This window comes from Pseudomonas syringae group sp. J248-6 (assembly GCF_032586995.1).
In the GTDB taxonomy this organism is placed as follows: Bacteria; Pseudomonadota; Gammaproteobacteria; order Pseudomonadales; family Pseudomonadaceae; genus Aquipseudomonas; species Aquipseudomonas amygdali.
On record NZ_JAWHOP010000022.1, the window covers coordinates 23,876 to 41,889 of the forward strand.

Sequence of the window (18,014 nt, forward strand, 5' to 3'; positions counted from 1 at the left end):
CGGCTTCGGCCGCAAGCGAGAACGGTTTGACCATGGAAACGCGCGCAGATGTGCTGATTGTCGGAGCCGGAATGGTCGGCAGTGCCCTTGCTCTGGCGTTGCAGGGCAGCGGTCTTGATGTGCTGGTGGTCGACGGTGGGCCGCTGAGCGTCAAACCCTTTGACCAACACTCGGCTTTTGAGCCACGAGTCAGTGCCTTGTCGACAGCCAGTCAGCGAATTCTTCAGCGGCTGGGCGTGTGGGAAGGCATCGCGGCCCGTCGCATCAGCCCGTACGCGCACATGCAGGTCTGGGATGGCAGTGGCACCGGGCAGATTCACTTCTCTGCCTCCAGCGTGCATGCTGATGTGCTGGGCCATATCGTCGAGAACCGCGTGGTGCAGGATGCGTTGCTCGATCGCCTGCATGAAAGCGACATCGGCTTGCTGGCCAATGCGCGGCTGGAGCAGATGCGCCACTCCGGAGATGACTGGCTGCTGACCCTGGCCGACGGTCGCCAGTTGCGCGCACCGCTGGTGGTTGCCGCCGATGGTGCCAATTCGGCGGTGCGCCGCCTGACCGAAACGCCGACCCGTGAGTGGGATTACCTGCATCACGCTATCGTCACCAGTGTGCGCACCGCTGATTCCCACAGGAAAACTGCCTGGCAGCGTTTTACCGACGACGGTCCCTTGGCTTTTCTGCCACTGGAGCGCGAGGGCGAGCACTGGTGCTCTATTGTCTGGTCAGTCACACCGTCTGAAGCCGAGCGCCTGATGGTGTTGGAAGATGACCTGTTCTGTCGTGAACTGGAGCAGGCATTCGAGGGGCGTCTGGGTCAGGTAGTGTCTGCCGATGAGCGCGTTTGTGTGCCACTGCGTCAGCGTCATGCCAAGCGTTACGTTGCCAGGGGGTTGGCGCTGATTGGCGATGCGGCGCATACCATTCACCCGCTGGCCGGGCAGGGCGTGAACCTGGGCTTTCTCGACGCAGCCGTGCTGGCGCAAGTCCTGACCCACGCTGCCGGGCGTGGCGAACGCTGGTCTGACCTGCGCGTGCTGGGCCGCTACGAGCGTCGTCGCATGCCGCACAACCTGGCATTGATGGCCGCAATGGAAGGCTTCGAACGGCTGTTTCAGGCCAACCAATTGCCACTGCGCTGGTTGCGTAACACCGGTTTGAAAATGGTCAACCGGATGCCCGAAGCCAAGGCTCTGTTCGTGCGCGAAGCGTTAGGGTTGTCGGGAGATTTGCCTGAACTGGCGCGGCTTGAGCCCGCCACTACCCTATAGGGCCGGATGCGGAGCGTCGGCACGATAGTTGATGATCGTTCCTCACGCTCAGCGCACCAATCCGTTGCGATACTGCCCCGGTGTCAGTCCGGTCCAGCGTTTGAAGGCGCGGCTCAGGCTGGTTGTGTCGGTAAAGCCCAGCAGGTAGGCGATTTCGCTCAGCGAGCTGTGCGGGTCGTTCATGTGCAGCAATGCCAGGTTCTGGCGGCATTGATTGAGCAGCAGGTCGTAACAGCAGCCCTCGTCGGCCAGATGACGTTGCAAACTGCGCGTGCTCAGGTGCAGGGCTTCGGCGATGGTTTTTGCGGTGGGCTCGCCATCCGGCAGAAGGGTTTCGATGGCCGAGCGCACGCGCTGTTCCCAGATCAGCGAAGGTAACGGATCGCCCCTGGATTCCTGCCCGTTTACCTGTACCGGGCCGTCGTCCAGGTGGCTGTCGAACTGATCACCGCCAAATTCCAGCAAATTCTCCTGCGCCGCAAACATCACCGGTGAGCGGAACAGATCCTGCCAGGGCTGCGGGTTATCAGGCGCGGGACGTTGCAGATGCACCGCCAGCGGCGCGTAGCTCCTGCCTAACCGGTTGCGGCAGGTACGCACATAAATGGCGGCGAATGCATCCAGCAACTCATGAGCGGGCAACTGACACGATTTCGGCGTGCCGAAGCGGAATTCATAGCGCTCGCCCACCGTTCTGAAGTCCAGCTCCAGAGAGTCCTCGGCCATTGAGCGGTAACGTACGATGCGCTCGAAAACCTCGCGCAGTGAACCGCTGGCCACCAGCGTATAGCCCAGCGCGTGGAACGACGTGGGGCTGACAAAACGCGAGACACGTAAACCCAGGGTTGGATCGAGGCAGGCCTGTACCGCTCGCTGCCAGAGGGCGGCGGTGATGTCTGAGGGAAACTGTGCTCCGGGATCATCCAGCATATTCGGATCTATGCCCGCGCTCTGACACAACGCGTTGCTGTCCACGCCCAAGGCATCGAGCTGCTTGCGCAGTGCAGGGGTCCAGCTGGCGAGACTGCTTGGCTCAGGCATGTGGACGCCTCTCCCTGACATGAGGTGATTCAGCGTCTAGCAGTGCGGACAAGGTTTCACGGGGCATTTCCCTTGCCTGACGCCGTGACCAAGAATGAAAGCTTTTGTGACAGTTGTGCAAGCCTTATAGACGCGTTTCTTGCCATCGGGCGGCAATCGTCACGGTCGGGAGAGCGTCGGGCAGCGCTGAATAGGTCAAAGCGGACTATGAACACGCTTCGATCAAGCAGTTGTCGTATAACAAAAAATCCGAGCCTTCCCAGTAAAACTCCGATAACCGCTATTCAGCGGAGGCCTGGCGTTTATGTCATTTGACACTGGCATGGCAAATGACTATAAATGCGCCATGTTGTACGACAACTTAAGACTTGCAGAAAATTACAACCACAAAAATAATTCAAAGAGTAACAAGTCCATGACCAGTCTGATTTCTCAGGCAGTAAAAAAGTTTATCTCCCCCATTTTGTCAAAATTTTCGCCCGATTGTCGGCGAATTACCTCGATAACCCTGCTTAAAAAGCCCGTAACCTGAAGTTACATAAAACCAGCCGCCTCACGGTCATGGCCGCGGGACGCTCATCGCCAATCTAAAAATAAACAGGGTGAAGAGATGAAAATAAAAGGCATTCGATGGTGGATGGTGGGGCTGGTAACAGCTGGCCTGGTCGTCAACTACCTTGCACGCAACACGCTGTCCGTCGCAGCGCCGACGCTCATGAGCGAACTGAGCATTTCCACCGAGCAGTACGCGCACATCGTCGTCGCCTGGCAGCTGTGCTACGCCATCATGCAACCGGTGGCGGGCTACATCATCGACGCCATCGGCACCAAGATGGGCTTTGCGATTTTCGCCATTGCCTGGTCGGCTGCCTGCGCTGCCGCAGCGTTCGCAACGGGCTGGCAGAGCCTGGCCATCTTCCGTGGCATGCTCGGGCTGACCGAAGCGGCGGGTCTGCCCGCAGGCGTCAAGGCCACGACCGAATGGTTTCCGGCCAAGGAGCGTTCGGTTGCCATCGGCTGGTTCAACATTGGCTCGTCGTTCGGCGCATTGCTTGCGCCTCCGCTGGTGGTCTGGGCCATCCTGCAAAGTGGCTGGGAGCTGGCGTTTCTGATTGTCGGTGGTCTGGGTATCGTGTGGAGCGGGCTATGGCTGCTGTTGTACAAGCACCCGCGTGACCAGAAGCGTCTGGGCGATGCCGAACGTGACTATATTCTCAGCGGCCAGGAATCGCGCCTCAAGGATGCACCTGCCCAGAAAGGCAGTTGGAAACGCCTGTTCAAGAACCGCAATTTCTACGCTATCGCTTCGGCGCGCATCCTGTCCGAGCCTGCTTGGCAAACCTTCAACGCGTGGATCCCGCTGTACCTGATGACCGAGCGCCACATGAACATCAAGGAAGTCGCGATGTTCGCCTGGCTGCCGTTTCTGGCGGCTGACATCGGCTGTGTGCTGGGCGGCTATCTGAGCCCGCTGTTTCACAAATACTGCAAGGTTTCGCTGTTCACATCCCGCAAGATGGTCATGCTGTTCGGCTGCTCATGCATGATCGGCCCGGCCTGTATCGGGCTGGTCGAAAGCCCTTACACCGCTATTGCATTGCTGTGCATCGGTGGTTTCGCGCACCAGACACTGTCCGGCGCACTGTACTCGATCACCTCGGATTCGTTCGGCAAAAACGAGGTTGCCACGGCGACTGGCATGGGCGGGATGTTCGGTTTTCTGGGCGCTGCAGCGTTCACGATGGTGTTCGGTGTGCTGGTCACCAAAATCGGTTACAGCCCACTGTTCGTGGTACTGGCGATTTTCGACATCGTCGCCGCCATTGTGGTGTGGACCGTCGCCCGCGAAGTGCCGCAGAACGACGAGGCCGTGGCGCTGAGCGTTGACGAATCGGGTTCTCGAACTGTTCCCGCAACCTGAGGCCGTCGTAATCCTGTAACGAAGCGCGGATATTCTCTGCTCTGAAAGTGATTTTTTATTAGAGGCCGTTCCTCGAAGGCAGGGGACGGCTTCTTTTTTTGCCTGATAGCTGATATTCGTTTTAGGAATTAATAAATAGCTTCTTATTCCTTAGCGAATATAACTTCAATCCCTATACTCGTCTCATGAACGCATACATGCAGGAGGCGAATCCATGCATAACGAGTCGATCCGGTATCTGATCGTGCCAGGCTGGCAAGGGTCTCCTGATGATCATTGGCAGACCCACTGGCAAAACAGCCTGCCCAACAGCACGCGCGTGGAACAGGCCGACTGGCTCAAACCACGCCGTGAGGACTGGGTGGGCGAGTTGCAACGCACGATTGCAGCACACAGCACGCCGGTGATCCTGATCGCTCACAGCCTGGGTTGCGTGACGGTCGCGCATTGGGCGCAACTCGCACCGCTGGAGACTCTGCGTCAGGTGCAAGGTGCGTTGCTGGTAGCACCTGCCGACGTCGAGCGTCCGAATTGCCCGCCTGCATTGCGTAATTTTGCGCCGATCCCTGATGATCTGCTGCCGTTTCCGACACAGATTGTCAGTTCTGACAACGACCCTGCGGTCAGCTCTCAGCGCGCTATGGAAATGGCCCGTCACTGGGGCGCGGAAGTCGGGTTTCTGAGTCAGGCCGGGCATATCAACGTCAAGTCCGGTCATCAGCGCTGGGAGCAGGGGTTCGCCTACCTGTACCGGCTGCAAAACCGTCTGGAGCAGCATGCGCGTCGGCGCGCATGAGCGGCAGCTTGTTTATCGACCCAACGGGTCCTGTCTTTTAAACGCTTGAGCCGTCGCAAGGGCTCAGGCGGGAGTGTGTCATGAGCCTTCACGAAAATTTCGGTCAGCCGCTGCTGACTTTCCCCGATGCAGAAAAAAGCCCGCTGAGCATTCGCGCCAAGGCGCTGGTGTTCATCGACCCACGCTCGCGCCGTTTACGCGAAGAAATGGAACAGCTGGCACCTCGTTCACTGCCGGTCTTGATCCGTGGCGAGTCCGGGACCGGCAAGGAATTACTGGCGCGGCATATTCATCGCGGCAGTGATCGCTCGGGCTTGTTCGTTTCAGTCAACTGCGGTGCCATCAGTCCGACTTACGCCGATGCGGAGTTGTTCGGTTATGCCGCTGGAGCGCACAGCGGTTCGGTCAGCAGTCGGGCCGGCTGGTTTGGCTCGGCCAACGGCGGCACTTTGTATCTGGATGAGATCGGCGACCTGCCGCTGCCGATTCAGGTCAAGCTGCTCGCCGCCCTGGAAAACCACGAAGTCACGCGAGTTGGCGCGCACCAGCCGAGCCCGGTCGATGTGCGTCTGGTAGCCGCCACCAGCATCGATCTGGCGCAGGCGGTGGCTGCCGGAAAATTTCACGAGCGGCTTTATCACTACCTGAGCGAGGGGCGTCTTGACCTGCCGGCGTTGCGCGAGCAACCGGGCAACATCTTGCCGCTGGCCGAATACTTTGTCGGTATCTACAGCCAGCGCCTTAGCCTGCCTGTGCAACTGATCAGCGAAGACGCACAGCGCACGCTTGAAGCTCACAGCTGGCCCGGCAACACACGTGAGCTGGAGAACGTCATTCACTTTGCCTTGCTGGTCAGCAGCGGTGATGAAATTCGGGCTGAAGATATCAATCTGCCGGATATTGCCGCGCCGCTGACGCTGATCGAGCGTCAGGCAAAACTATTGGTTAGCGGCGGCGATCGAGAACAGCTTTGCGCGCTGCGGCGATTGCTCGAAACGGTAACATCGCAGCTTGAGCAGAACCCTGCGTGAAGGCGTGAGACAAAAAGATATAAGTACTCGATTAAAAAGTCTTTTATCGGAATATAAAATCTCGGTAATGTCAGCATGATGTCGCAGGGTTTGGATCGCGCGACGGCAAACCATTGAGTAATAAAGCGTCATTTTCTGATGACGCTCTCGGATTTCGCTAAGGACATTGCATGAAAAAGACGTTTCTGATGACCGCTCTGGCGGCTGTGTTTTCGATTGGCCTGGCTCACGCGGGCGAAAAGCTGGTAGTCGGCGCGACGCCCGTACCGCACGCGGAAATCCTTGAGCTGATCAAGCCGACCCTGGCCAAAGAAGGCGTGGACCTGGAAATCAAGGTCTTCACTGACTACGTGCAGCCAAACGTTCAATTGAGCGAAAAGCGCCTGGATGCCAACTATTTTCAAACCAAGCCTTATCTGGATGGCTTCAATAAGGGCAAAGGCACCAATCTGGTGACTGGCGTGGGCGTACACGTCGAACCGTTCGGCGGCTACTCCAGCAAGTACAAGAAACTGGCTGATTTGCCTGAAGGCGCAACCATCGCCATTCCAAACGAAGGCAGCAACGCAGGCCGCGCACTGTTGCTGTTGCAAAAAGGTGGCCTGATCACCCTGAAGGATCCGACCAACGCCCTGTCCACGCCGAAAGACATCGCAACCAACCCGAAGAAATTCAAATTTCGCGAACTGGAGTCGGCTGTACTGCCACGTGCGTTGAAGCAGGTTGACCTTGCCCTGATCAACACCAACTACGCGCTGGAAGCCAAGCTCAATCCGAAGAAAGACGCGCTGATCATCGAAGGTGCCGATTCGCCGTACGTTAACTTCCTCGTCACCCGCGAAGACAACGCTCACACCGACGCCATCGAAAAACTGTCGAAAGCGTTGACCAGCCAGGAAGTCAAAGACTTCATCAACAAGAAGTACGACGGCGCGGTACTGCCTGCGTTCTGACCCACTGAGTGTCGTGCGTAATCTAACTATCGTGCGACGCTCCGCGTCGCATGCCGTTCTGGAAGCTCCGCGTCCGGTCTTGAACAGGCGGCGCGGCGCAGACCTGTGACGCAGAGCGTCACGCAAGGCATTCCTGCGCTGGAGCGTGAGGAACGATAACATCACTATCACTATCGTGCGACGCTCCGCGTCGCATGCCGTTCTGGACGCTTTGCGTCCTCTTTTGAGCATATGGCGCGGCGCAGACCTGTGACGCGGAGCGTCACGCAAGGCATTCCTGCGCTGGAGCGTGAGGAACGATCATCTCACTGTCGTGCGACGCTCCGCGTCGCCCCACAATTCCCCGCCATAAACTCCCCCGAAAACGCTTTCTCGACAAAACGTGTCGAGTCCGGCAGCGAGCCATTCACCGCTCCCGAGTGATCCAGCTGCGGGTAGTAATGCCACTCGATGCGGTCGCCGGCCTTGCACGCATCTTTCACCAGCGCGATCTGGCTGCGAACAGGTGAAATGACATCCTTGCCCCCCGTGCCGATAAAAACCGGAATGTCAGACTTCAACGTCGGGTAGTCCGAATGACGATTGACCTGATCGAGTGCCTTATCGGGTGAGCGTTTGAAACTGTTGTTGAATGTCAGTCCATCCGCGACCACCTTGCGCTCGATGGCTTGCAGGCATTCACGCTGACTGGTTTCGAACGCGGGCTTTGCGCGGTCGCTCAGGTAATCGGCAGGATGCAGCGACGGGTCGATCAGCGCGGCAGTACTCAGTCGCAACAGGTTATAGGCCAGCGATGGCGTGACCTGATCGCGGAAGGTGTCTGGTCCGGCATGTTTCTCACGCGATTGAGCCATCGGATACGGCGTCCCTGTCGCAACCACACCGACAATGTTCAATTCGGGCGCATAAGTCTTCTGGTAGACGGCTGTTGCGAAAGCGGCACGGCCACCTTGCGACTGCCCGAACACAACCACCTGCGAAGACAGATTGAAGTCCGCCTTCTGAACCGCACGAATGCTGTCGAGCACACCATACGCCAGCGGACTGCTCAGCCCGAACGGGTGCAGCCCCGGCGTGCCCAAACCCTGGTAATCAGTAGCCACAATCGCGTAGCCCCGCCCGAGCCATTCATTCAGATAGCGCGTGTCGCGATCACTGCGCCCGGCAAAGGAAGGCGCACAGATGTCCGCGCTGCCAACCGTGCCATGCGCCCACGCCATCAGCGGCCATCCGCCCTTTGGCGGCTCACCCTTGGGCATGAACAAGGCTCCTGACACTGCGACTGGCTGGTTGTTGAGCCCGTCTGTCGAGGTGTACAGGATGCGGACATTCTGTCCGGCACTCTCAAGGCTCTGCGTGGCCGTCAGCGGCTCCGAGCGCAGCAGTTGGCCCGGTGTCGACGGCACTTTATCCGGCCATGTGTAAAATGCGGGAACACCGCCTTCGCCCGGGTCTGACTGGGCAACGGCGACAGTTTTCATGGAAGTGCCTGGCACTGCGCTGCAAGCTGCGAGCAGGACCATCAACAGGGTGGCCAGAACGGCCGAATACCTTGGCGATGAGTTCATCGGTATTTCTCCACAAGCTGACAGGAGAGAGCGCATCAGCATCGATGTATCAAGCCGATTATGACCTGAGCGATGATAACTGACGCACGCGCTGCCAGTACTGAACGGAGTTCTTCATGCGCAAGGATTACCTCGCTTTCTTCATCTCGCTTTTCCTGTCCAGGCTGGCGGATCAGATCCTGTTGTTTATTGTGCCGCTGGTGGTGTTCCAGACCACCAACAGCGCTTCATGGGCGGGGCTGGCGTTTTTCGTCGAATCGTTACCGAGGTTTCTCGCGTTTCCGTTGTGCGGCGCGCTGTGCGACAAGTATTCGCCTATCAGAATTCTGCACATCAGCCAGGTCTACCGGGCATTGCTCTGCGTGCTGGCGATGGTGTTCTACGCACTATTTGGTGGCATTGGATGGCTCGTGGTGCTCTCGGCATTGTGCGGGGTGCTGACCACGCAAGGCATCATGGCGCGCGAAGTGCTCATGCCGCATATCTTTCAGCACTACAGCTACACCAAAACGTTGTCCTATTCCCAGATCGCCGACCAGTCAGGGCTGGTCCTCGGGCCGCTGGTGGCGGCACTGATGCTTGAAGTGTGGGCCTGGCACTGGGTAGTGCTCTGGATCGCCGGACTATTCCTCCTGGCAGACCTCTGCATGTTGGCGTGGCAACGTCTTGGCCGTTTTAAGCTGGAAGTGTTCGAGCAGCATCAAGACATCTGGCTGCAGCCCTTGCGGATTGCGTTCGGGCATATCCGTGGCCTGGCCGAATTGAAAAAGATCATCACGCTGGCAGTAGGGGTCAACCTGATCGTCGGCGTCACGCTGGCTACCTCGGCAGCCATGGTCATCGGTGAGTACAACGCAGGCAAGGATAACTACGCAGGGCTGCAGGCGGCGGGGGCAGTGACTACTATCGTGATCCTGTTCTTCCTGGCCCGTGTGGTGCTGCCTTTGCGGGTGCTGGGCGGTGTCGGGTATTCAATGATCGCGATCGGGGCATTTATCAGCGCCCTGATTCCGAACCTGATTGGCTATGCGCTGGGTTTTTTGTTGATCGTCGGCTTCGACAAGATGTTCAACGTCTACATGCGCACCCTCCGGCAGCGGGTGATACCGCCTCAGGACTTCGGCAAGACGGTGGGCGTGATCACGCTGCTTAATAACATGTCCCAGCCCTTGGCAGGTTTGCTTGTGGCTTTGCTGGCCGCACCCTTGGGCACCCGGCAGGTCATCCTGATGCTGGCCGTGCTGACTTCCCTTCTCGGGGCAGGTGCGATGTGGTGGTTTGCAAAAGCGCGCGGCCCGTTCTCTGCCTCGATTGTTGAGGCGAATCGGGAGGCCGGGAAATGAAAATGGGGCTGAATCCGTTTCGCTGAATCTGGATGGAGTCAGGGCTTTTGAGCAAAAGCATTGTGCTTGTCCACGATGCAACGCCAAGAGCGCGGTGAAGAATTGATTTCATTGCTGTAGTCAAAGATCGGGAAATCCCCAATCCTGAAGTGGGGAGAGCTGAGACAGAAATGTTAGGTGCTCGATGGTTTTTACTTTTTGCAGGTTTTTCAGTTCCATCTGTCCGCCGAGTGCCAAGGCAGGGACGAAGCCGTACATCTCGTCACTTCTGAGTGGGCCGAGTTTTTCGAGGGCCGGTTTAAATAGATCGACTAAATCATTACTCTCAGGACTCTGGAATGAAAAAAATGCCCTCACTCCCAAATTATCATCTTTGCCAGCGAATATAGAAGTACGGGCAGAGTATCGCGAAATATAGGAGGAAACTGTCAAGCAGTACCCGTCATTTTCTCCCCAGATATAGAGCGCTCCGAACGCACTGCGTGCTATTACATGATAATGGTCTTTTTGGTGAAGTGGTGTATCGTAAAGCCATTGCTCAAGCAGGTGCTCGTAATCTTCGGGATTAACTGTCCAGAAAATTCCGTCTGCATACCCGCTCCAGCCGTGATCGGCCCAGTAATCAAGTAGTTGATCAGGCAGTTTGTTCTTATATTTTAAAATATTTGAGTGCGGCACATCATCGCGCTCAGTTGTGGGGCCGAATTTTTTGAGGAAAAAAGCATAATGCTCGTCCATCATGCAGTCCGAACTGGCAGCGTAATAAAAAAGGTAAGCTTCTGATTTCCGAATTTAGACATCAGGAAACCCCCAGTCCTGTAGCGGCGAGAGCTGAGAAAGAAACGTTAGGTGCTCGATGGTTTTTACTTTTTGTAGGTTTTTAAGTTCCATTGGCCCGCCGAGTGCCAAGGCAGGGACGAAGCCGTACATTTCATCACTTTTAAGTGCCCCGAGGCTTTTCAATGCTGGCTTGAATAGGTCATCTAGATCATTGTACTCGGCGATCATAGATGAAAAAAACGCCTTTGCTCCGAAGTCGAGTTTTTCTCCGGTAAATATTGATTTGCGGGTGGAATATCTTGATATATAGGCGTTCAAAGTTAAGCAGTATCCGTTCTTTTCTCCCCATATGTAGAGTATGCCGAATGCACTCCGAGCTATCACGTGATAGTTATCTTGCTGGTAAAGTGATGTGCCAGAAATCCATTGGTCAAGTATGTGCTCATAATCTTGAGGGTTGACGGTCCAAAATAACCCATCTGCGTAACCGCACCAACCGTACTCTGACCAGTAATCAAGCAGTTGATTGGGGAGTTTATTACGGTATCGGGATATACTTGATGCTGGAACTTCATTTCGCTCAATTACAGGTCCGAAGCCTTGCAGGAAAAACTCATAATCTTCATCCATAGTTAGCTCCTTATCAGCATTTTTCAAGTTTTGCATTAATTTTTGTAGTGTTGCGATCAAAATCAGGTACGCCGCTAGCGGCGGCATCCAATCCAGCTATACGGCTTGGCCATTGAGAACCGATACTCGAATTTATACGCCGATCACCAAAGTCACCTATAATGTCTTTCCCTCCAGCAAAAAGGTCTGGGTTATGAAGTGCTGCTAGAGTCGCCATCTTTTCTGAAGCCATTTTCTTGGCTAGCGCGGCTACCTCGCCAAGGGGGTTTCCTTCCAACCTCAATTGATCTCGAAACTTACTTTCCATATCAAGACTAAATGCTCTCCGTGCATCTCTCGCAACCTTCGCGTCCCTTACAACATCTCCATCCGTAAAAGCCTTCCGTCCTTTCAGATACTCCTCCACCGTTAGGTCATTCAACCCCTTTTGCTGTCCTTCTAGCTGATTATCGAACTCGTCAGCAAGGTTGCGGTGCTTTTTACTTAAATTAAAGCATGGCACCTTGTGCTCAGGCATGCCCGACGGTCTTTTCGGATCGGGCTCGTCCGCACGTCGATTGGGCGGTGGCGGTGGCGTTTCCTGTTTGTCCAGTGCACTTTTACGAGGGCCGGCGTTTTGCAGGTCGGGGTGTCTTGTCAGGGCGTCTTCGTGCTGGAGCATCCATTGGCCCAGCTTCGCACCTTTTTTACTGGCTTGCATTTCATTGGCAAGCACGCTTGCGTTGCCTCGGCCGCGCGTCAGGTAGGCGACGATGGCGCCCAGTAGGAGTATCACAACTTCTTCATGGCCTTGGGCGATGTGGTGCGCTGCACGGCTTACAACCTGCGGATCGTCGCCGCCGAAGGGGTTGAGGCCAGGCTCGCCACGGGTGCCTTGCCAGGCGATGGCGATGCCACGCGTGTAGTTGTCGACAATACGAGGAAGGCCGTCGACGAAGAATTCGGCAATGGATGCCAAGCCGAGAATGCCAAGGATCCAGGTGCTGAGTTCCAGGCCGATTGCGGCACCCGCCATGCCCATGGGCACCGCGCCTGCACCAAAGAAAAAACTGCCGACTCCCGCACCTATTGCGCCACCGGCGAGCGTACTGCCCGCGACGATCATGGCCATTTGGGTGACCACGTCTATCAGGTCGTTGATGATGCTGGCGATGTCGATATCTGCGAAACGCCGCCCAAGCCGACGGGCCGCTTCCAATTCACCGCGGTTGAACGCGCTTCTGATATTGCCGACGCGTCGGAGATTGAGCTGTAGTGTTGAAACCGGCTCATTGTTGAGGCTGCGCTGGAAGCTGGCTCCAGGCTGGTAGCCCATGCTTCGGCTAAAGCGTCGTTCTATATCGAGCCACGACGGCACAATGCTCCATAGCGGCATTCGGTGTCTCCCTGACTGCCCCGGCTGGTAGGTGCACCATAGAGAAGGCCGATAATGAAGTCAAAGTGGCCAGAGGTTTTCTGATTGGTCCTACACGTTGGCGCGCGAAGTCCCGCATGCTGCCCTCTGAACCTACAGAGAGCAGCACCATTACCTGTCTTAAAACGCCAATGTCACCCGGGCATTCAGCGACTGATCCGAAGCATCGTTGCTCACCTGACCGTCGTAACTCAGGCCTACGCTCAGCGTATCGCTCAACCCCAGGTCGACACCTGCGCCGAGCACTGCGGCGCTGCGGGCAATCGGGGCGCCGGAGAGTTCGAAGGTGCTGCCGCCGCTGAAGGCCGAGCGGCTTTCCGGGGTGACGTCACCGTAGGCGCGACGCCAGCCCAGTGTGGCGTTGGGTTTGATCGTCACGCTGCCGGCGTTCAAGCGAGTGGCAGCGCGCAGGCCCAGGGTGCTGAAGGTGATGTGGTTGTCCTGGGACTTGTTCTCCAGGCTGATGGCGTTGCTGTTCTCGTCGAAGGCGTCGGTGTCCAGCCGCACGTGGGCGAGGTTGGCGAAGGGTTCGAGCAGCGCATTGCCCATTTCGATGGAGTAGCCCAGTTCGCCGAAGACCTGATTGGTCGCTGCTTTGTAGTCTTCCTTGAAGTGCTCGGACGAGCCCGGCAGGTCCAGCGTGCGCTTGGCGGTCAGTTCATGCCAGGTGCGCACTGCGCCGAGACGCAGGCCCAGTTGGCCCCATTTCGCGCCGCCATAAACGCCCAGGTGGTAGTTGTCGCTGTCGGTAGAGCCGGACGCATGGCGCAGGTCGAAGCTGCTGTTGCTGAAGCCTGCCAATGCACCCACACGCCAGGTGTCGTCGAGCGGTACGTCGGCGCCGAACAACAGGCCGCTGGTGCGGGTTTCCAGGCCCGAGGCATCACGGCTGCTGTCGGTTTGACCGGTCGCACCGATGGCTTGAGTCCACACCACGCCACGCGAGGCATCACCAGCCAGGGTTTGCGTAGTGCTGCCGAATGACTGCGCGGACTGCGCTTGTTGCATGCGATCGTTCATGGCGTTGCGCACCAGACGGCTGTCTTCGATCAGCGCAGATTGAGTCGATGCGTGCAGCTCGTTGGACAGCGCCTTGAAGGTCGCCTGTGCGGTTGCTGCGTCGTCCTGCACCACTTGACGCCACAGGGCATTGCCTGCCCCCGCGCTGTCGAGCCCCTGAGCAACGGCACTGGCATTGCGCGTGGTCGCCAGACTGGCGAAGGTTTGTGCGTTGCGATTCAGCGTCAGCCCGACATCAGTCGCGGTGTAGTTCAGCGTCGGCGTAAGGAACGCGAAGTTGGTTTGCACGGCCGCAAATGCACCGCTGACGCCACCGGCTGCGGAGATAATCGAGTAACGGCTTGCTGCTACCCAGTTGCCGCCTTCAACCAATGACAACGTGCTGTTATTGATGGTCGCACGGCCGCTGGCGACGATGCGGTCGGCATTGCCATTGGCGTCCGACTCCACTTGGTAAACCGAACCCTGAGCCAGGTTGACGTCACCGTTGACGTTCAACTGGCCCACCGAATTACCCGGTGCAACCACACCGCCCTGAGCGACGTTGATGCCGCCGACGGTGCCGTTGCCCCCCAGCGTTGCGCCTTGCTGCACGCTGACGATGGAGTTGCCGAGGTTGCCATTAACTGCGAGGCGACCGGCCTGCACGGTCGTCGCGCCGGACAGGCTGCTGTTGCCGGTCAGGTTAAGCGAACCGGCACCGCGCTTGATCAACGCGCCGCTGCCCGCCAGGGTGTTGGCGAGGGTGTCGTTGGTGGACTGATCGAGCACCAGCGTTGCGTTGTCGGTGATCGTTCCGCTGCCGAAGGCCTGGGCATGGCCGGTCAGGGTGCCGCCGTTGATCACGGTGCCGCCCGAGTAGGTGTTGTTGCCTGTCAGTATCAGGTTGCCGGTGCCGTTTTTGATCAGTGCGCCACTGCCGCTGATGTCGTTGCGCCAGGCGTCAATGGCGTTATAGCCGCCCAGGCTGGCGTTCATGTTGACGGTGACGTTGGAATTGAACGCGCCGTAACCATCGCCTGCGGCATACAGATTCAAGCGACCGTAACCACCCGACTGGTCGATTACCGCGTAGCCCGAAGATATTTCAGTGGTCCCCAGAACCTCGCGGCGTTGGCTGGCGTCGAGGTACGGAAAGCGGGTTTCCAGCAGCACTTCTGCATTGGTCGGCACTACCGGAGCCAGGTTGGTGGGGCCGACCGGATCGAAACCGTAGGTCATGCGCGAGGTATACAGCGCTTTGTCCTGAGCGTGCTGGGAGGTGCGGTCAGTGGCCGGGTCGATACTCGCCATGCAGTTGTTGATGTTGCCGCCGCATTGCGCGGTGAAATAAGTCAGTGCTTGGGCGCGGGCGTCGGCGCGCAACTGTGCGTTGGCTGAGTTGGACAGGTTGTCGATGGCGAAATAGGTCGCCGTGATACGCCCGCCGATCACGTCGAGGGGCGAGTGCATGCCTGCTTCGATGCGGTTGTCGCCAATCTCCGAAGCACGCAGCATCAACTCGCTGAACCGCTCGGGGATCGCGTAGGCCAAGGCATAGGCAGACAGGTAGGCGGCGTTGGTATGGCCGCTGGGGAAACCCGAGTCACTGGCCGGCGTGGTGCTTTCGGCCGGGCGCAGGGAAGGCGCGACGACAAATGCCAGGTTCTGTCCGTCGAGGCTCTGCCGCCATGGCCGTGGATACAGATAGTGGGACTTGGCCGGGGTCGTGGAGGCGTCATTGCGCACGGCGCCGACCAGATCGACCACTTTGCCCAGCGCTGAAGACGAACTGCCTGCGCCATTGCCCTTGTCGTCGTACTTGACGGTTTTGTTGCTGTCGTCAAATTGCGTGATGGTAGTGAAGGCCCCCGCGCCTGCTTTATAGGCATCACTCAACGAGCCCAGACCGCTGATGGCGCTGTAGCTCTGATCGCGGCGGTCATCGAAGTAGGCAGCGGTTTCCTGCGCAAGCGTGCGCGAGTTGGCGCGGTCGACCACGATCTGCAGGTTGCGTCGCAGCAGGCTCTGCCCCAGCGCGGTCGGTGTGCCGGTATCCCAGGTCGCGCCGGTCGTCCACAGCGTGTTGAACCCGGAAAGCAGATCGACCCCGTTGATCCGGTTGTCATTTGCACGGCTCGCTGCCTGTACCGATACCGCAAGCAGTGAAAGTATCAACGACGACATCATTACGTGGGCAACCGGTTTATTACATCGCATGGCGAGCGCCTGTACTCAATCTGGATAAGGCGCCGACCCTAGCAAGGCGTTCTTACACTTGGATGTATCTGCCGTGACACATTTATGTGGGTGAGTGCGCTCAAAAAATCCTCAGAAAGCATTCAGAACTATCGATATTCCTCAACGGTATTTAAATTCTCTTTCTTATATCTATACAGTTCCGCCTTTCAGTCACACTGTTCTGGAGTCGGAGTTCTCATGCCAGCAGCCTCCCTCGCTTCATCGTCCGCTCAATCTGCTTCGCAATCGTTCGACGTGCGTCCATTCACCGGAAAGGTGGGCGCGGAAATCGTCGGGCTGGATCTGTCCAGGCCGTTGAATGACGCAGATTTTGCGCGAGTGCATCAGGCGCATCTGGATCACCACGTCGTGGTGTTCCGCGATCAGCAGATCACGCCGCAGCAGCAGGTCGATTTCAGCCGTCGTTTTGGGGTGTTGCAGATCCATGTGCTCAAGCAGTTTCTGCTGGCCAACCATCCGGAAATCCTGATCGTCTCCAACATTGTCGAGAACGAGAAGCCTGTGGGGCTGGGCGATGCCGGTAAATACTGGCATTCGGACCTGTCTTACAAAGAGCTGCCAAGCCTGGGTTCGATGCTTTACGCACAAGAGTTGCCGAGCGAAGGTGGCGACACGCTGTTCGCCGACATGCATCAGGCGTGGGACACCTTGCCGCAACACCTGCGTGATGCCGTCGAAGGGCGCTCGGCGGTTCACAGCTACACTGCGCGCTACGCCGAGGGCCATAACGCCGCCAACTGGCGTCCGACCCTGACCGCCGAGCAACTGGCCCAAGTGGTCGAAGTCAGCCACCCGATTGTTCGCACGCATCCTGAAACAGGCCGCAAGGCGTTGTTTGTCAGCGAGGGTTTCACCACCCGGATTCTTGATCTTCCGGAAGACGAGAGCCGCCAGATTCTCAACGAGATTTACGCCCACAGCGTGAAGCCCGAGCATATCTACCGGCACCAATGGCAAGCCAATGACATGGTGTTCTGGGACAACCGTTCCCTGATTCACCTGGCTGCCGGCTGCCCGGCCCACCTGCGACGCAAACTGCATCGCACGACCATTCAAGGCACCGCGCCATTTTGATTCAGGAGAGCCGTTCATGAATGCTGTCGCGCAAGGCCACACGGCCAGCACGAGCGCCCAACCGCAACCGACTGTTCAGCACACCACTGAAGCCTTGTTGCACGTTCGTGGTGTAAGCCTTGAATACCGCACGCCAGAGCGCGTGGTACGGGCGACGCATCAGGTCAGTTTCGAGGTCGACCCGGCTGATCGTTTCGTCTTGCTCGGCCCGTCGGGCTGCGGCAAGTCGACGTTGCTCAAGGCGGTGGCCGGGTTCATTCAGCCCAGCGAAGGCGAGATTCGTCTGGCCGGCCACCAGGTCAGCGAGCCCGGTCCGGACCGCATTGTGGTGTTTCAGGAATTCGACCAGTTACCGCCGTGGAAAACCGTGATCGAGAACGTCATGTTTCCGCTGCTGGCGTCACGCACCCTGAAGCGTCCCGAGGCGCTGGAGCGCGCTCGTTATTACCTGGAAAAAGTTGGCCTCAGCGCGTTTGCCGATGCCTATCCGCATACCTTGTCCGGTGGCATGAAAGCCCGTGTGGCAATTGCCCGAGCCCTGGCCATGCAGCCGAAAATCCTCTTGATGGACGAGCCGTTCGCCGCGCTTGATGCACTGACCCGGCGCAAGATGCAGGAAGAACTGCTGGAGCTATGGGACGAGGTGCGTTTCACGCTGCTGTTCGTTACCCATTCCATTGAAGAAGCGCTGGTGGTGGGCAACCGCATCCTGCTGTTGTCACCGCATCCGGGCCGCGTGCGGGCTGAAATCAACAGCCATCAATACGACCTGAAAAGCCTCGGCGGGGTTGGTTTCCAGCAAACCGCGCAGCGCATTCATCGCCTGTTGTTCGATGAGGGCGAGGCCGGGCCGGTGGAGCAGGATCTGAATTTTCAGGACATCCGGATTGCTTACTAGGCGACTGCCTTGATCGTTCCCACGCTCCGCGTG

At 57.9% G+C, this 18,014-nt stretch carries 14 protein-coding genes; 8 read left to right on the forward strand and 6 right to left on the reverse strand.

What is annotated here, in order from left to right:
• Positions 1 to 32 precede the first annotated feature (32 nt).
• Positions 33 to 1,271 carry a 2-octaprenyl-3-methyl-6-methoxy-1,4-benzoquinol hydroxylase gene (locus RYC17_RS22100; RefSeq protein WP_316904466.1) on the forward strand — a complete coding sequence of 413 codons (1,239 nt, stop codon included), beginning with the start codon at positions 33 to 35 and terminating at the stop codon, positions 1,269 to 1,271.
• Between the two features lie 48 nt (positions 1,272 to 1,319).
• Here RYC17_RS22100 and RYC17_RS22105 read toward each other — a convergent pair whose 3' ends face one another.
• The gene (locus tag RYC17_RS22105; protein ID WP_230017321.1) at positions 1,320 to 2,312 is read right to left on the reverse strand and encodes an AraC family transcriptional regulator; all 993 of its coding nucleotides are present in this window, start codon (positions 2,310 to 2,312) and stop codon (positions 1,320 to 1,322) included.
• Between the two features lie 637 nt (positions 2,313 to 2,949).
• On the opposite strand from RYC17_RS22105, the gene RYC17_RS22110 reads away from it, so the two are divergent.
• The 4 genes from RYC17_RS22110 (at position 2,950) to RYC17_RS22125 (ending at position 7,013) form a co-directional block, all read left to right on the forward strand.
• Entirely contained in the window at positions 2,950 to 4,233 is a 1,284-nt protein-coding gene (locus RYC17_RS22110; protein ID WP_058402779.1) for an MFS transporter, read from the forward strand.
• A gap of 214 nt (positions 4,234 to 4,447) precedes the next feature.
• On the forward strand, positions 4,448 to 5,029 hold the full coding sequence (locus RYC17_RS22115; protein WP_230017322.1) for an alpha/beta hydrolase: 582 nt from the start codon (positions 4,448 to 4,450) through the stop codon (positions 5,027 to 5,029).
• A gap of 80 nt (positions 5,030 to 5,109) precedes the next feature.
• Positions 5,110 to 6,060 carry a sigma 54-interacting transcriptional regulator gene (locus tag RYC17_RS22120; protein ID WP_058402781.1) on the forward strand — a complete coding sequence of 317 codons (951 nt, stop codon included), beginning with the start codon at positions 5,110 to 5,112 and terminating at the stop codon, positions 6,058 to 6,060.
• Positions 6,061 to 6,230: 170 nt separating this feature from the next.
• Positions 6,231 to 7,013 carry a MetQ/NlpA family ABC transporter substrate-binding protein gene (locus RYC17_RS22125; protein WP_058402782.1) on the forward strand — a complete coding sequence of 261 codons (783 nt, stop codon included), beginning with the start codon at positions 6,231 to 6,233 and terminating at the stop codon, positions 7,011 to 7,013.
• A 305-nt stretch (positions 7,014 to 7,318) separates the two neighbouring features.
• Here RYC17_RS22125 and RYC17_RS22130 read toward each other — a convergent pair whose 3' ends face one another.
• The gene (locus RYC17_RS22130; protein ID WP_316904468.1) at positions 7,319 to 8,581 is read right to left on the reverse strand and encodes a lipase family protein; all 1,263 of its coding nucleotides are present in this window, start codon (positions 8,579 to 8,581) and stop codon (positions 7,319 to 7,321) included.
• A gap of 116 nt (positions 8,582 to 8,697) precedes the next feature.
• Here RYC17_RS22130 and RYC17_RS22135 point away from each other — a divergent pair, with 116 nt between their 5' ends.
• The gene (locus RYC17_RS22135; protein WP_316904470.1) at positions 8,698 to 9,924 is read left to right on the forward strand and encodes an MFS transporter; all 1,227 of its coding nucleotides are present in this window, start codon (positions 8,698 to 8,700) and stop codon (positions 9,922 to 9,924) included.
• A 120-nt stretch (positions 9,925 to 10,044) separates the two neighbouring features.
• On the opposite strand, the gene RYC17_RS22140 is transcribed toward RYC17_RS22135, so the two are convergent.
• From RYC17_RS22140 to RYC17_RS22155, 4 genes are all read right to left on the reverse strand, one after another.
• Positions 10,045 to 10,662 (reverse strand): GAD-like domain-containing protein, encoded by a 618-nt coding sequence (locus tag RYC17_RS22140; protein WP_219171671.1) that lies wholly within the window; start codon positions 10,660 to 10,662, stop codon positions 10,045 to 10,047.
• Positions 10,663 to 10,716: 54 nt separating this feature from the next.
• Positions 10,717 to 11,334, reverse strand: coding sequence for a GAD-like domain-containing protein (locus tag RYC17_RS22145; protein WP_054985511.1), 618 nt, complete (start codon positions 11,332 to 11,334; stop codon positions 10,717 to 10,719).
• 13 nt (positions 11,335 to 11,347) lie between these two features.
• Positions 11,348 to 12,709: a DUF6861 domain-containing protein gene (locus RYC17_RS22150; RefSeq protein ID WP_316904472.1), complete on the reverse strand. Its 1,362-nt coding sequence runs from the start codon at positions 12,707 to 12,709 to the stop codon at positions 11,348 to 11,350.
• A 159-nt stretch (positions 12,710 to 12,868) separates the two neighbouring features.
• Positions 12,869 to 15,967, reverse strand: coding sequence for an autotransporter domain-containing protein (locus tag RYC17_RS22155; RefSeq protein ID WP_316904474.1), 3,099 nt, complete (start codon positions 15,965 to 15,967; stop codon positions 12,869 to 12,871).
• A gap of 219 nt (positions 15,968 to 16,186) precedes the next feature.
• Between RYC17_RS22155 and RYC17_RS22160 the strand changes: the two genes are divergently transcribed.
• Both RYC17_RS22160 and RYC17_RS22165 read left to right on the forward strand, forming a co-directional pair.
• Positions 16,187 to 17,083, forward strand: a complete 897-nt coding sequence (locus tag RYC17_RS22160) for a TauD/TfdA dioxygenase family protein (RefSeq protein ID WP_005730943.1) — start codon at positions 16,187 to 16,189, stop codon at positions 17,081 to 17,083.
• Positions 17,084 to 17,099: 16 nt separating this feature from the next.
• Positions 17,100 to 17,981: an ABC transporter ATP-binding protein gene (locus tag RYC17_RS22165; protein ID WP_316904476.1), complete on the forward strand. Its 882-nt coding sequence runs from the start codon at positions 17,100 to 17,102 to the stop codon at positions 17,979 to 17,981.
• Positions 17,982 to 18,014 lie beyond the last annotated feature (33 nt).

Excerpts from the sequence above, each read along its gene's own strand:
- RYC17_RS22165 (WP_316904476.1), top strand. The coding sequence starts at position 17,100 with ATGAATGCTGTCGCGCAAGGCCACACGGCCAGCACGAGCGCCCAACCG.
- RYC17_RS22105 (WP_230017321.1), bottom strand. The coding sequence starts at position 2,312 with ATGCCTGAGCCAAGCAGTCTCGCCAGCTGGACCCCTGCACTGCGCAAG.
- RYC17_RS22125 (WP_058402782.1), top strand. The coding sequence starts at position 6,231 with ATGAAAAAGACGTTTCTGATGACCGCTCTGGCGGCTGTGTTTTCGATT.
- RYC17_RS22145 (WP_054985511.1), bottom strand. The coding sequence starts at position 11,334 with ATGGATGAAGATTATGAGTTTTTCCTGCAAGGCTTCGGACCTGTAATT.
- RYC17_RS22110 (WP_058402779.1), top strand. The coding sequence starts at position 2,950 with ATGGTGGGGCTGGTAACAGCTGGCCTGGTCGTCAACTACCTTGCACGC.
- RYC17_RS22160 (WP_005730943.1), top strand. The coding sequence starts at position 16,187 with ATGCCAGCAGCCTCCCTCGCTTCATCGTCCGCTCAATCTGCTTCGCAA.
- RYC17_RS22155 (WP_316904474.1), bottom strand. The coding sequence starts at position 15,967 with ATGCGATGTAATAAACCGGTTGCCCACGTAATGATGTCGTCGTTGATA.
- RYC17_RS22115 (WP_230017322.1), top strand. The coding sequence starts at position 4,448 with ATGCATAACGAGTCGATCCGGTATCTGATCGTGCCAGGCTGGCAAGGG.
- RYC17_RS22100 (WP_316904466.1), top strand. The coding sequence starts at position 33 with ATGGAAACGCGCGCAGATGTGCTGATTGTCGGAGCCGGAATGGTCGGC.
- RYC17_RS22135 (WP_316904470.1), top strand. The coding sequence starts at position 8,698 with ATGCGCAAGGATTACCTCGCTTTCTTCATCTCGCTTTTCCTGTCCAGG.
- RYC17_RS22130 (WP_316904468.1), bottom strand. The coding sequence starts at position 8,581 with ATGAACTCATCGCCAAGGTATTCGGCCGTTCTGGCCACCCTGTTGATG.
- RYC17_RS22140 (WP_219171671.1), bottom strand. The coding sequence starts at position 10,662 with ATGGACGAGCATTATGCTTTTTTCCTCAAAAAATTCGGCCCCACAACT.
- RYC17_RS22150 (WP_316904472.1), bottom strand. The coding sequence starts at position 12,709 with ATGCCGCTATGGAGCATTGTGCCGTCGTGGCTCGATATAGAACGACGC.
- RYC17_RS22120 (WP_058402781.1), top strand. The coding sequence starts at position 5,110 with ATGAGCCTTCACGAAAATTTCGGTCAGCCGCTGCTGACTTTCCCCGAT.